Origin of the sequence: Mangrovibacillus sp. Mu-81, from assembly GCF_036867415.1 — a bacterium.
Taxonomy (GTDB): Bacteria; Bacillota; Bacilli; order Bacillales; family Bacillaceae_B; genus Rossellomorea.
The window spans coordinates 1-13,336 of the sequence record NZ_JBAJHU010000023.1; the positions used below are offsets into that span (position 1 = coordinate 1).

At 43.4% G+C, this 13,336-nt stretch carries 12 protein-coding genes; 3 read left to right on the forward strand and 9 right to left on the reverse strand.

Annotated features, from left to right (window positions below; all coding sequences use genetic code 11):
• Positions 1-251: 251 nt before the first annotated feature.
• Positions 252-431 (forward strand): hypothetical protein, encoded by a 180-nt coding sequence (locus tag V6B33_RS21880; protein WP_334219767.1) that lies wholly within the window; start codon positions 252-254, stop codon positions 429-431.
• A 72-nt stretch (positions 432-503) separates the two neighbouring features.
• Here the strand turns inward: V6B33_RS21880 and V6B33_RS21885 are convergent, their stop codons facing one another.
• Both V6B33_RS21885 and V6B33_RS21890 read right to left on the reverse strand, forming a co-directional pair.
• A complete protein-coding gene (locus V6B33_RS21885; RefSeq protein WP_334219768.1) occupies positions 504-1,001 on the reverse strand; it encodes a GNAT family N-acetyltransferase in 498 nt (165 codons plus the stop codon).
• Positions 982-1,911, reverse strand: a complete 930-nt coding sequence (locus V6B33_RS21890; RefSeq protein WP_334219769.1) for a DMT family transporter — start codon at positions 1,909-1,911, stop codon at positions 982-984. The genes V6B33_RS21885 and V6B33_RS21890 overlap by 20 nt, the downstream gene beginning before the upstream one ends.
• Positions 1,912-2,047: 136 nt before the next feature.
• Here V6B33_RS21890 and V6B33_RS21895 point away from each other — a divergent pair, with 136 nt between their 5' ends.
• Positions 2,048-2,740, forward strand: coding sequence for an MgtC/SapB family protein (locus tag V6B33_RS21895; RefSeq protein WP_334219770.1), 693 nt, complete (start codon positions 2,048-2,050; stop codon positions 2,738-2,740).
• 32 nt (positions 2,741-2,772) lie between these two features.
• Here the strand turns inward: V6B33_RS21895 and V6B33_RS21900 are convergent, their stop codons facing one another.
• The 4 genes from V6B33_RS21900 to V6B33_RS21915 form a co-directional block, all read right to left on the reverse strand.
• Positions 2,773-3,444, reverse strand: a complete 672-nt coding sequence (locus V6B33_RS21900; protein WP_442915579.1) for an MgtC/SapB family protein — start codon at positions 3,442-3,444, stop codon at positions 2,773-2,775.
• Between the two features lie 247 nt (positions 3,445-3,691).
• Positions 3,692-5,569, reverse strand: coding sequence for a PTS fructose transporter subunit IIABC (locus tag V6B33_RS21905; RefSeq protein WP_334219772.1), 1,878 nt, complete (start codon positions 5,567-5,569; stop codon positions 3,692-3,694).
• Between the two features lie 15 nt (positions 5,570-5,584).
• Positions 5,585-6,496, reverse strand: coding sequence for a 1-phosphofructokinase (gene pfkB / locus V6B33_RS21910; RefSeq protein WP_334219773.1), 912 nt, complete (start codon positions 6,494-6,496; stop codon positions 5,585-5,587).
• Positions 6,493-7,245 (reverse strand): DeoR/GlpR family DNA-binding transcription regulator, encoded by a 753-nt coding sequence (locus V6B33_RS21915; protein ID WP_334219774.1) that lies wholly within the window; start codon positions 7,243-7,245, stop codon positions 6,493-6,495. Before V6B33_RS21915 ends, pfkB begins: the two co-directional genes overlap by 4 nt.
• A 294-nt stretch (positions 7,246-7,539) precedes the next feature.
• Between V6B33_RS21915 and V6B33_RS21920 the strand changes: the two genes are divergently transcribed.
• Positions 7,540-7,749 (forward strand): hypothetical protein, encoded by a 210-nt coding sequence (locus V6B33_RS21920; protein WP_334219775.1) that lies wholly within the window; start codon positions 7,540-7,542, stop codon positions 7,747-7,749.
• Between the two features lie 105 nt (positions 7,750-7,854).
• Here the strand turns inward: V6B33_RS21920 and V6B33_RS21925 are convergent, their stop codons facing one another.
• The 3 genes from V6B33_RS21925 to V6B33_RS21935 all read right to left on the reverse strand — a co-directional run bounded on the left by V6B33_RS21925 (position 7,855) and on the right by V6B33_RS21935 (position 12,860).
• A complete protein-coding gene (locus tag V6B33_RS21925; protein ID WP_334219778.1) occupies positions 7,855-9,828 on the reverse strand; it encodes an LTA synthase family protein in 1,974 nt (657 codons plus the stop codon).
• Between the two features lie 455 nt (positions 9,829-10,283).
• Complete coding sequence (locus tag V6B33_RS21930; protein ID WP_334219776.1) at positions 10,284-11,105, reverse strand: Cof-type HAD-IIB family hydrolase; 822 nt, start codon at positions 11,103-11,105, stop codon at positions 10,284-10,286.
• Positions 11,106-11,336: 231 nt separating this feature from the next.
• Positions 11,337-12,860 carry a BCCT family transporter gene (locus V6B33_RS21935; protein WP_334219777.1) on the reverse strand — a complete coding sequence of 508 codons (1,524 nt, stop codon included), beginning with the start codon at positions 12,858-12,860 and terminating at the stop codon, positions 11,337-11,339.
• Positions 12,861-13,336 lie beyond the last annotated feature (476 nt).

The following is a 13,336-nucleotide window of genomic DNA, read 5'->3' on the forward strand; positions in this document are numbered from 1 at the left end:
GATACGCTCCGTTTGAAGCGACTTTATTAATATAACATGTATCATAACTTCGCGTCAACAACTTTTTTGATTTCTTTTTCATGAAAACTTGTTTGCTGCATCAGCGACGTTTATTAATATATCACGCCCTTAATGTTATTGCAATATATTTTTTACAAAAAAATTAATGCTTGTCCATTTATTTCTTGTTCTTCCTATTGGATATGTTTCATATATATGAAAATAGACTTGCCTGAAAGGAGTTTCATTAAATGACGCTTATACTCGCAGCTCAATACCTCTCTTACTTTATGGCTATTTATCTTTTCGCATACTCGTATGTCTTAGGACTGAAAATCAGTGAAAGCACTAAACCTGTCAGAGGTTTTACATTTATTCTTTCAGTTGTCATGGCGTTTGTCTTTTCAGGATTTACATATGTTTTCATTTAACACCATCACGTTGAATCGAATTGCAAATGGAAGACGCAGACATCATTTGGCTGCGTCTTTTTTCATGTAGTTCTACAGATTGAACAATAATCCTTCTTCGTCATAGTCGTCTCCACCAATCGAAATCTTTTGTTGTTTAACGACAACGGGTTTGAAGGAGTAATAAAAGTATTTCGAAGGATTCTCTTTAAGCACCCATACAAGCATGTTGGAATGGCCTTTGGACTTTAATGCAGACATCGCAAACTTAAATAAAGCACTCCCAATTCCATGTCTCTGATATTCTTTCAACAGATAGATTGCATACAGTTCACCTTCAAATTGTTCATCCCGTTCTTTGCCGATCGAAACGAAACCAGCAATATCCCCGTTATACAGTTCGCACACATAAGTTTGGTGAGAGCCGGTGAGGATGGCTTCCCACTTGACTCTCCTGTCTTCTACTGTTAATGATTCCAGGTATCCGTCTGAAACGATGCCTTTGTATGTCGTTTTCCAGCTGTTTATGTGAACGTTTGAGATTCCGTCCGCGTCAGATGGTTTTGCTTTTCTAATATGGTACTTCTTCATTCCTTTTCACCTCATTCACGTGTTGAACCATTTTCTTTACCTTTCTTTCTTCCATCAGGAAAAGTGTTACACCCAGAATGATGACCATGCCTCCGATGATTTGTGTAAGAAGTATTTTTTCAGCCAAGAGCCAGTAGGCTAGAATAGAGGCACCTATCGGTTCGAACAGAATCGCCATCGAAATGGTCGAGGTACTTAACCACTTAAGTGACCAGTTAAATAATGTATGTCCAAGAAGTGTCGGGACGATGGCCAGCAGCAGAAAGTAGATCCAGTCTTCTTTCGGATATGGTCCGAGACTTTCTCCCCTGATGAGCACATAGATCAATAGTACAGCCGCACTTATTGCATAGACCATAAATGTATAAGTGATCAAGGACAACCGTTTACGGATGGTCTGCCCAAATAAGAGATACCCGGTCACCAACGAGCAGGCAAGCAGGGCCAAGATGTCACCCCATAGTGCCGTTCCGCTTATTCTGAAATCACCCCAGCTGATGATGAAGCTTCCCGTCACCGCTAACAACGCCGAGATGACTGCCTTGCCCGTCAGTTTTTCCTGAAAGAATAAATAAGCACCTATAAACGCAAAGAGCGGCTGAAGAGTGACAAGCACGGTCGAGCTGGCAACAGAGGTGTAGTTGAGCGACTCGAACCAAAGGATAAAGTGAAAAGCGAGAAAGATGCCGGCGATGATAGAAAACGCCCAGTCCCTCTTTGTAATAACTTGGAGTTCCTTCACATATTTTAAGACAAATACCGGGGTCATTAAAAGGACAGTAAATAAGAGCCGGTAAAAGGCGAGGACTCCGGATGGTGCACTGGATACTTTGACTAAAATGGCAGATGTCGACACGGATATCACTCCTATAGCAAGGAGCAGATAAGGATTGACTTTTGATTCGGCCATGGAAACACCCCCGTGTTTTTTCTAAATGATGTATTTCATACGTTCAATTGTTCTCATTTTATTAAATTGTGAGAAAGAATACTATATGCAATTATTATTATTTTCTATCCGTTCAAATAGATATGGAGGGGGTCAGATGGATTTCATAGACACAGCATTATATATGAAACTCGGCACTTCTGCAGTTCTTGGATTGATTATCGGTTTGGAAAGGGAATTGAAACGGAAACCTGTCGGCCTTAAAACGTCGCTTGTCATCTGTATCGTGAGCTGCCTGCTGACAGTGGTATCGATTGAGTCCGCGTATATAGCGGAAGGATCTGAAAAAGTGAATATCACGATGGATCCACTGCGCCTGGCCGCTCAAATTGTTTCAGGGATCGGATTTTTGGGGGCAGGTGTCATTTTGAGACGGGGAAATGACAGCATTTCAGGGCTGACAACAGCAGCAATGATCTGGGGGGCAGCAGGAATCGGGATCGCGGTCGGGGCAGGCTTTTACTTGGAAGCGACAGCGGGCGTCATCCTTATTATCGTATCGGTTGAAGTCGTTCCGACCATCATCACCTTCATCGGTCCGAAACGGTTGAGGGAAAAGGAATTATTCCTGAGGGCAACCATCAAGGAAAAACATGAAATCAAAACAATCATAGAGAAAATCAAAAAAGAAGACATCGCAATCGAAAACATCCGGATCAAGGACCTGAAGAACAATCAGCACCTCCTTGAATTGAAGATCATTGTCGACTTCAGGAAAAAGACCACGGATATTTATTACACAATTTCTGAAATCAAAGGGATCAAGGATGTTGAAATCGAAAGTCTATAGAAAAAAATAACCCCTCGAATGAACGGCGGGGGTTATTTTTTATGAAGCTGTACCTTGTCTATAGAAGGCAGTTCTTTCACCACTTCCAATACACCATTAAAGTCGACTGTATCAGGTGTAAGGAGCAGCAGGGAATACTTGAAGCGTTCCAAGCCTTTCAGGTCATCATCATCTTCGATTTGATATTGAGTGATTTCAATGCCATGACCGGTGATGGCATTATTGATGGCACTGATATGCCCCTCTCCCTTTTTCACGACCAGACTCAAGAGAAGGAGTTGTTTATGTCTTACTTTCATTTTATAAAAGGATTCAAACTTATTTAGGAAGAACAGTGTGATCACGATGATGAATGTAGTGAAAATGGCTTCCCAATACATTCCGATTCCGACTACAAGGCCCAATCCTGCTACAACCCAGATACTTGCAGCGGTTGTCAGCCCCCTCACCGTCACTCCCCCATGGACCATGATCGTTCCTGCTCCGAGAAAGCCGATCCCCGAAATGACATAGGATGGAATGCGGCTCGGATCAAAGCCGACCAGTTCAGGATGTTCTTCCAGGAAAGGCTCGAATCCGTACAACGATACGAGCATCAATAAACAGGATCCGACTCCTACCAGTATGTGTGTCCGCAGTCCTGCCGGGTGATTTTTCGATTCTCTTTCGATACCGATCAGGCCGCTTAAGATGACGATTAACATGATCCTGTACAGGGAAAGCTCAAATTCATCAGGCAATTCCAGGTCTATGATTTCAAAAAAGTCCATTGACGTTTTCCTCTTTTCACTATCTTCTATTATCTTTACTTTTAACCTATATTGAATAATTTAAAACCACTATCGAGGAAGAAGAGGCACTTGTTCCGAAAACTTCCGTGCCGCCCTTTCAAATCCACTGACGAAAATAAAAACCAGGCCACGCTGAGCAGCGTCACCTGGAAACAGTAAACTATTGAACCGGCTTCTTCAAGAGTCCGACCATCAAAGCCGTAATGACAGAACCGATCAGGACAGCCAGAAGATAGAAGAATGGATTCCCTTCTACAACAGGGAATACAAACAGTCCTCCATGCGGAGCCGGCAGCCCGATCCCGAATGCCATGGTAAGTGCTCCGGCAACTGCCGAGCCCGTCACGATGGAAGGGATGACCCGAAATGGATCCGCGGCTGCGAACGGGATGGCACCTTCGGTAATGAAGGAAGCACCCATAAAGTATGCGGCAATTCCGGCTTTTCTTTCATTATCCTTGAATTTCTTTTTAAAGAAGGTCGTCGCCAGGGCCAATCCAAGCGGCGGAACCATCCCCCCCGCCATGATCGCAGCATGCGGCGCAAGATTTCCGCCTTCAATCATGGCAATGCCGAATGTAAAGGCAGCCTTGTTTATGGGGCCTCCCATATCGACTGCCATCATTCCGCCCAGGATCAAACCGAGTAATACGAGGTTTCCTGTCCCCAATCCGTCCAGCCAGTTCTGGACTCCGCTGTTTACTGCGCTTAGCGGCTCTACAAGGAATTGAAGCATAATGAAACCTGTAATGAAGATCCCCAATAAAGGATAGATCAGTACCGGTTTGATGCCTTCAAGGGCTGCCGGGAAGTTATTCGTCAGGCGTTTAATGCCAAGTACGACATAACCGGCAAGGAAACCGGCAATGATTCCGCCGAGAAATCCGCTTTGACCTGTCGCCGCAATCAATCCGCCGACCATCCCCGGGGCAAAACCGGGACGGTCCGCAATGCTCATCGCGATGAATCCTGCAAGTACCGGCACCATCAAGTAGAACGCGTTTGCACCGCCGATTTTGTTTAACATCGCGGCAAATTCATTGTACTCTGCGTGATCCGGGTTAGCTGACTGGATTCCGAACAGGAAGGAAATCGCAATCAGAATTCCTCCACCGACAACAAAAGGAAGCATATTGGATACACCGTTCATCAGATGCTTATAAAATCCTGTACGCTGTTTCTTCTCCGTACCTTCATCTTCCGTCTCTGACTCCGATTTCCCGCCGCTGTATAACGGGGCATCTTTTTTCGCCGCTTTATCTAACAGTTCCTGAGGCTTTCTGATGGCTTCTGCAACAGGGACCTCAATGACCGGCTTCCCTTTAAAACGGTTCATCTCCACTTTCGTATCTGCTGCAACGATGATTGCTGCAGCATTCTCAATATCAGCAGAAGTCAACACGTTCTTCGCCCCGCCAGAGCCGTTCGTTTCCACTTTAAGATCAATCCTCAGCTCTTTCGCTTTTGCTTTAAGCGCATCTGCTGCCATATAGGTGTGGGCGATTCCTGTAGGACAAGCTGTTACGGCTAACACCTTACCTCCACCAGTTGAAGTCTCTTCCGAAACGGGTTCCTCTTCTTCCTCTTTATCATGCAAATTGATAATCTCTAACACTTCTTCTTTTGTCGCTGCGTTCAACAACTCTTTACGGACATCAGCGTTCATCAGAATGGACGAAAGGCGGCTGAGCGCCTCCAAATGAGTTTGATTCGCCCCGTCAGTTGCGGCAATCATGAAGAATAAATGTGCCGGAGCCCCGTCAAGGGATTCATAGTCTATTCCTGCTTTCGATTTTCCGAACGCAATCGCCGGTGATTTGACGGCTGTTGTTTTCGCATGGGGAATGGCAATCCCTTCTCCGATTCCGGTTGTGCTTTGTGATTCACGGTTAAGAATCGCTTTTTTGAATTGAGAGGCGTCCTGTAAGTTCCCGCTCTTATCCAGGACTGAAACCAGCTCGTCGATGACGGCAGATTTTGATTCTGCCTGTAAATCCAATGCGATTGTCTCTTTTCTTAACAACTCTGTTATACGCATTGCGCTTCCTCCCTTTTATCTTTTTCTGATTTCAATTCGTTTATATAAATCATTCACAATTTCTGCTTCACACAAGCCGATGGAAAAAGCCGTCGCTGAACCAGCAGCTGTTCCCAATCGGAAAGAATCTACCAGGCTTAATCCATTCGACAAACCCGAAAGGAACCCTGCGACCGTCGAATCACCTGCCCCCACTGAGCTTTTCAAATCCCCTTTGGGAACTGCTGCGTAATAGACTTCCTCCCCTGTCAGGAGAAGGGCCCCCTTTTCCGCCATCGATACAATCACATTTTCTACCCCTTGTTCTTTCAGTTTCTTTCCATAATGAATGGCCTCTTCAACAGAATCGATCACCACATCAAACATTTCCCCGAGTTCATGATGATTTGGTTTTATCAAATAAGGCTTAAGTGCCAGCACCGGTTGTATCAGATCCCTTTCAGCATCGATCACGATGCGCGCTCCCTGTTTCCTGCAAATTTCAGCCGCTTCTTGATAGAAAGACTTTGGTACTGAAGCCGGAATGCTTCCAGCAAGTACGAGAATATCACCTTCTGACAAGTTTGAGATCTTATTCATAAGCTGATCCTGCTGTTGTTTATAGATCGATGGTCCATTTCCGTTAATCTCAGTTTCATCATCCGACTTCACTTTTACATTGATGCGTGACATCTCTTCTACTTCCACGAAATCGGTCACTATATTTTCTTTTCTTAGAAATTGTTTGATGTATTCACCCGTGAATCCACCGGCAAACCCAAGAGCCGTACTTTCCACACCAAGGACATGGAGGACCCGAGAAACGTTGATCCCTTTGCCTCCAGGCAGTGCATTTTCTTTCCTGGAACGGTTCAGCCCGCCTTTTGTAAATTGATCGAGCTCCATTATATAATCGACTGATGGGTTCAGGGTTAGTGTGTAAATCATGCTGTCACAACCTTTACAGTAGTTTGTTTCACATATGCTGAATCGGGAACGTCTTCACTTCCGTTCGTGATGACAACCGCTTTCTCTAAATCCGCAATCTTGCTGAATGCGATTTCACCGAATTTGGAATCGTCCGCCAACACGATCGCTTCCCTGGATAGTTCAATCGCGGTCCTCTTCACTTGAGCTTCCTCGGGATCCGGTGTCGTGTACCCATACTGGGGATGGACGCCATTCGTCCCGAGAAACGCTTTGTCAAATCGATATTTTTGGATAGCCTCTACCGCTCCGCTGCCAATCATCGCCTTCGTTGTCGGCTTTACGCTGCCTCCGGTAATATAGGTCTGGATACCTTTTTGCAGCAGAGCATCGACATGAGTCAACCCATTTGTCACGACCACAATATCTATTTCCGGAAGGAAGTCGATCATGCCGAGCGTTGTCGTCCCTGCATCAAGAAAAATACAATCTCCTTCTTCAATCAAACTAGCTGCATAACGTGCAATCGCCGTTTTCCCGTGAAGGTTTTTGGATGTTTTCTCAGAAACAGTCAACTCCTTTAACTTCCCTTGAAGAATAGATGCCCCCCCGTGGACCCGCTTTAAAAACTTCTCCTCTTCCAGCTGTGTCAGATCACGTCGGATTGTTGATTCAGAAGCCTCGGTAAGTTCTGTAATCTCCTGGATCTTGATGGTTCCCTTCGCTTTGAGCAAGTCTAAAATAATCCGGTGCCGTTCTTCGGTTAACATAAATTCCTCCTGCTACTTCCTTATTAACTCCATTATAATGAGAACGTTTTCAGAAATCAATCATTTTCTATCAATATCTATCATAATCATTCAATAAACAATCAAAACCACTCAAGCCATCTTTTTGGGAAGCCTTATTTCTGTATTTAAATCCCAACTAAACAACCAATGTCATCATACCGATAAAAAGTACAAGAAGGATTATACTTAGTTAGTATTTTACTGCACCAAGGCAATTCAATTCATTTTCCATAAAGAGATGAGTATGATGGCAGCCAGAGGGAGAGAGATGAAATGAATGAATGGCTCGGAAAGATGTTAGGCTGGATTGAGGAAAATCAGTTGCTAAGTGTTCATTATCTGAAAATCAAACAAGGTCCGTGTTCCTTTTCAGGGAGGCTGCTTCAAGTAAATGACGATCATGTACTTTTCTACACTGATGATACAAAAGAAGTGGTCAATCTGCATATGAATCAGATTGACCACATTGAACCTTTTCAATAAATTCGGGTGTCCTGATCCATTTCCGCTGAGTAATGAGCGACCGGCTACACACAAAAAAAGCCAGCTCCGGTTACAATCCCGGAACTGGCTTTTTATCATACCATCTTATTCGTGGTTTTCTTCATGCTTTGCTTCAGTATTTTCTTCACTCTTAGGATTAGGGTTCACATAATGATAATCCTTACGATCAATCGGTTCAAATCCTTCAGGTTCATAGAAGCGAAGCAGATCCTCATAAATTACTTTATCTGAAAGTTCAAGACGTTTTTGTGCATCTTTGCTTATCTCTTCACAAGCTTTGCTTGCTTCTTCATTCCCTTGTTCAACCGGTTTTCCTGTTTCGTTATTATAGCAAACACCTTTGATGTTTGAATATTTATCAGAAATCACATCACCGTTACGGAAAGGTACGATTTGCTTGCGCTCTTCAGAAAGAAGGTCTTGACCAAAGGTTAAATAATCTTTCGTCTCCTGACCAAGAAGGTGCATAACAGTAGGGCGCAGGTCGATCTGTCCGCCGTACGTATGGTTGACTCCACCTTCTGCGCCAGAGTTCAGGATGAACAGCGGTACACGCTGCAACTGGGCACTTTCGTAAGCACCGACTTCTTTGCCAAGGATTTCAGACATTGCATTGTTATGGTTATCCGAAATACCGTAGTGGTCCCCATAAAGGACAATCATGGTATTGTCATAAAGACCCTTTTCCTTCAAATCATTCACGAACGATTCTAGCTGCTGATCCATGTAGTGTGATGTTTGGAAATAACGATTCACTACACCATCGTTTGTTTCAGCTGTCGGGAAGTCAGTGTCTTCCTCATGACGATCGAATGGAAAATGGTTGGATAACGTTATGAATTTCGTATAGAAAGGCTGTTTCAGACTTTCCAGCATCGGAATTGATTCTTCAAAGAACGGTTTGTCTTTCAATCCGTATGGAAGCTGTTCTTCCGGATTGCTCATATCATAATGCGTTGCATCAAAGAATTTGTCGTATCCCATTGAGCGGTACATTTCTGAACGGTTCCAAAACGTTTTGTAATTACCGTGGAACACCGCTGAAGTGTATCCTTCATCCTTTAACATAGCAGGAGCCGACTGATACGTGTTATTTGCATGAGTCATGAAAACTGCCCCCTGTGGAAGAGGATATAATGAGTTTTCAATGATGAACTCTGAGTCAGATGTCTTACCTTGACCTGTCTGATGGAAGAAGTTATCAAAGTACATTGCATCTTTGTTTTCAACCAAAGAGTTCAGGAATGGAGTAACTTCCTTCCCATTCAATTCTCTTCCGATCATGAATGATTGAAGAGATTCCATTGAAATATAGATAACGTTCTTTCCTTCGGCCTTACCAAAGGCATCCGGATTAGGCGCAACTTTATTTGCTTTTACAAAGTTCTCTACCTCTGATACCTCATTACCATCAGCCATTGCCCGTTTGGCATGAGTCTTTGAGTTTTGAACAATATCGTAAATTGTAAAGTTCGTCGTACCTAAATATTTCACCAGGTAGTTACGATCGAAGCTTCGTGTCAATAATTCCGGACGGTCGATGTTCGCAAGACCAAGGTTCAACAAGAACACAAGGACTGCAGAAGTCATGACTGCAAACACGGCACGGAAACGCAGCTTTTCCTGAGGCTTCACTTTCTTTAAGATCATTAGTCCGATAATGATGAAAAGATCCAAGAAATAAAGAATATCGACAGGGCTCAGCAGCTCTATCGCACTTCCGCCCAACCCGTTATTCGTTTTCGCCTGCAAGATGACCGGCACTGTAATAAAATCATTAAAGAATCGGTAGTACACGACATTTGCATATAGAACGAAAGACATCAGCAGATTAATGACGATAAATGCAATGTACCTGCCTCTGCCTTTCCAGAATAGTGCAATGGCAAAGAAAAACAATGCCGAACTCAGCGGGTTAAGAAATAATAAAAATTGCTGCATGAAATTTTGAATGCCAAGATTGAATTCCGACAGATAGACAGCATACGTTTTTAACCAAAATAGAATGACAACTGTAAAGAAGAAAGTCAACTTCCCAGCACGCATCTCACTGCGCATGTCATTGAAACGGTTCTTAAAGAAGTTCATACTTCATCACCTTTTTATAATAAAATTTGTAAAGTTAATTTGTAGTTTTTGTAAATCTCGTGTGAGTCAACAAGGAGTATTATAGCAGAAATTAATTTCACCTGTATAACAATTTAGTGTGATTCGTAACAAAAATATTTCACCGCCATTCGACAAACAGGCTATCTTCAATGGATAAATCCAATGATATCAAGGTCTGTTTACGTTATTCTGAAGCATGAAATATGGCTGATTTGTGGCTGAATCTACTTGAACTGTTAAAATAATGTAAGTGGGGTTCTCCTTTTTTTTATCCTTTATCTTTTCCCCCCATCTTTACTGCTTATAAACCTGAATCGCGTTTGTAATATTAACCAAATGTAAAGTTTATTACTGGAATCAAAAATGATTGAAGCCAATAATCACTTCAATCACCTTTAAAAACCTTACGCATGAGACAATTTGTTCAATACAAAGGTTTCTACCACTTCCGCCACTCCGTCTTCCATATTGGATGATGTCACATGATCGGCCTTATCTTTGATATCTTGGGGGGCGTTGCCCATCGCGACTCCCAGACCCGCATATTCAATCATCGCAAGATCATTGTAGCTGTCGCCGATTGCGATGACTTCTTCTTTTTTAATCCCAAGAGGTTTAATCAGATAATCCAGACTGGCCCCTTTTGTCACCCCAAGCTGTGTGAATTCCAGGAAGTAAGGCTTTGAGCGCATGACACAAAGCTCACCATCGAGTTCTGCCTGAAGCTTTTTCTCCACTTCCACAAGTCTTACTGCTTCCTTGAGCATTAATGCTTTTACGACGGGTCCGTCAATTGCGTCCTTGAAGCTTGGCACCACTTCAACCGGCAGTCCCGTTAATCTGCTTTCGATATCTGCGAATTCGTTTGGCTCCTCCACGATAATGGCATCTTCCGAATACGTCAGGATGCCCACTCCTTCGCGCTTGCTCAGTTCATACAATCTGTGAGCCGTTTCAGGGGACAGTGTTCGGCTGTATGATTCTTCATCTGTACTGCAATCGATGATCTTTGAACCGTTGTAGGAAAGGATATAGCTTCCATAATGATCAAGCTTCAGTTCTTTCGCCACCCGGCGCATCCCGTAAGTCGGTCTGCCTGAAGCAAGAACCACTTTCACGCCTGCTTCCTGCGCTTCGGACAGCGCCTTCTTCGTACGCTCCGAAATCGTCTGGTCATCCCGGAGTAATGTATCATCTAAATCAAGAACAATCATTTTATAGCTCATGAATTAAAAATCCTTTCTATATATAAAGAAAATAATATTTTCCTACTATAACACCATTGCATGTTTTTATAAAAGGAAAGCTTTGGCTGGAAATGATAAATTAAAGTGGTCCAGAACAGAGGAATTACTCCCTTATGCAAAATAGAAAAGACCGCTGCAGTGGCGGCCTCTTCTATTATAGATTGTTTACTTTTTTGATGAACTCAACGTGATTCAATCCTGATGGGATATTCAGCTTCCTTTTTTCAGTACGCTGTGTTTTTGATGATTTGATTTAGAGCGTGTTTCCGATCGAATGTCTTTAAAGAAGGACACTCCCATCAGGATGATGACCAGAGCAAAGGGCAGGGCTGCGATAATGAGCATGTTCTGCAGTCCCTGGGTGCCGCCGAAGTAGACAACGGCAGCTGCCATCATTGACTGGATCAGACCCCATGCCATTTTAACCTGGTTACCGGGATTCAAGCGGCCGTCTGTACTGAGCATTCCCAGCACAAATGTTGCCGAATCCGCCGATGTGATAAAGAAAATGGCGATGACAAAGATCGTCATGATTGACATCAATGTCCCCAACGGATACTCTGCCAGTGTCCCGAAGGTCGAAGTTTCAAGACTAAACTTTGAGATTTCCGCGATCCCCAAATTCTCAAGTCTTAATGCAGATACCCCGAAAACGGCGAAGAAAATAAAACATACGAGTGACGGAAGCAGAAGGACACCGAATAAAAACTCTTTGATGGTCCTGCCTTTCGATATCCTCGCAATAAAGATGCCGACAAAAGGCGCCCAGGAAATCCACCATGCCCAATAGAAGATCGTCCAGCCATTGATCCAAGTCCGGCTTTCCGAATCCATCGGGGCAATCCGCAGACTCATCTTAAAGAAATCCGCACCGTAATTACCCAGAGTATGGGTAAACATATTTAGAATCAGCATGGTCGGGCCGACGAAAAATAAGAGCACCAGCAGGAGTGCGGCAAGACCCATATTGATATTGCTTAAGTATTTTATTCCTTTCCCAATGCCTGACCAAGCAGACCATATGAATAAAATCGTGGATACGGCCAATACAATGAGCTGGACAGTAAAATTGTTCGGGATTCCAAATAAGAAGGAAAGTCCGCCTGTTATTTGAGCCGATCCAAACCCAAGAGTGGCCGCTACACCGACCACAGTCGCAAATACGGCCAGTACATCAATCCACTGACCAAATGCTCCCTTCATTCGCTTCTCTCCAAATATCGGGATAAGCGTGGCACTGATCAATCCTTTAGCACCGCGGTTGAATTTAAAGTAAGCCAGAACCAGTGCAACAATACCGTATACTGCCCAAGCGTGGATTCCCCAGTGGAAAAAGGAATACTTCAACGCATCTTTCACGGCTGCATCCGTCCCAAGTTCCGCTGCCGGGCTGCTTTTGAACGCATGTGAGATCGGTTCGGCTGTCGTCCAGAACACAAGCCCCATTCCCATACCCGCACTGAAGAGCATGGCAAACCAGGAGGAATTACTGAACTCCGGCTCCTCTCCTTCTTTGCCAAGTTTAATTTTTCCGTATCGGGAAAACATCAGGTAAATACAGAAAAGAAGAATGGCAATCACAATCAATAAGTAAAACCATCCGAATTTATTTAAGATCCCCTGTGTGATTGAAGCTGTAATGGTTTCCAGATTCTTCGGGGCAGCAGACCCCCAAATAACAACGATTAATGAAATAAATAATGCATACCAAAATACTCGTGTAGCCTGTTTCATGTGTCACCTCTCATAAATATGTACCTTACTAATGGTAACATACCTCTTTTGGATAGCCAGAAAACCGCTTTGGACTATTTATTTTCCGATATTCCTTATTATCCTCGCCGATAGATTCAGTATACCGTCATCAATGAAAAAACTGGTCCATGCAGCCGTAACGGATTCGGGTTTCGAATACAAAAACTAAATTAGCTCACCAATTAGCAGTCCTATTCGCAACTGAATTAGACTGCTTTTTTTTGTTGATATACATACGGGTTAAAAAATATACGGTAAACCTGCCCTGAATTTCGAACCCCTTATCACATGGTGTGATAAGTTTTTGTCAGCATGAAAATTCACATGCTAATTGTTTTACCATTGGTGTGCTACGAATGCCTGGGTGCTGATTTTTAGAGGCAGATAAATGAAGCAGACACTTTTTCATCCTTCATTGTGAGTAACCTCCGATTGTTTAAATAAGGGGAGTTTTT

Excerpts from the sequence above, each read along its gene's own strand:
- V6B33_RS21880 (WP_334219767.1), top strand. The coding sequence starts at position 252 with ATGACGCTTATACTCGCAGCTCAATACCTCTCTTACTTTATGGCTATT.
- V6B33_RS21885 (WP_334219768.1), bottom strand. The coding sequence starts at position 1,001 with ATGAAGAAGTACCATATTAGAAAAGCAAAACCATCTGACGCGGACGGA.
- V6B33_RS21890 (WP_334219769.1), bottom strand. The coding sequence starts at position 1,911 with ATGGCCGAATCAAAAGTCAATCCTTATCTGCTCCTTGCTATAGGAGTG.
- V6B33_RS21895 (WP_334219770.1), top strand. The coding sequence starts at position 2,048 with ATGGATTTCATAGACACAGCATTATATATGAAACTCGGCACTTCTGCA.
- V6B33_RS21900 (WP_442915579.1), bottom strand. The coding sequence starts at position 3,444 with ATGTTAATCGTCATCTTAAGCGGCCTGATCGGTATCGAAAGAGAATCG.
- V6B33_RS21905 (WP_334219772.1), bottom strand. The coding sequence starts at position 5,569 with ATGCGTATAACAGAGTTGTTAAGAAAAGAGACAATCGCATTGGATTTA.
- pfkB (WP_334219773.1), bottom strand. The coding sequence starts at position 6,496 with ATGATTTACACACTAACCCTGAACCCATCAGTCGATTATATAATGGAG.
- V6B33_RS21915 (WP_334219774.1), bottom strand. The coding sequence starts at position 7,245 with ATGTTAACCGAAGAACGGCACCGGATTATTTTAGACTTGCTCAAAGCG.
- V6B33_RS21920 (WP_334219775.1), top strand. The coding sequence starts at position 7,540 with ATGAATGAATGGCTCGGAAAGATGTTAGGCTGGATTGAGGAAAATCAG.
- V6B33_RS21925 (WP_334219778.1), bottom strand. The coding sequence starts at position 9,828 with ATGCGCAGTGAGATGCGTGCTGGGAAGTTGACTTTCTTCTTTACAGTT.
- V6B33_RS21930 (WP_334219776.1), bottom strand. The coding sequence starts at position 11,105 with ATGAGCTATAAAATGATTGTTCTTGATTTAGATGATACATTACTCCGG.
- V6B33_RS21935 (WP_334219777.1), bottom strand. The coding sequence starts at position 12,860 with ATGAAACAGGCTACACGAGTATTTTGGTATGCATTATTTATTTCATTA.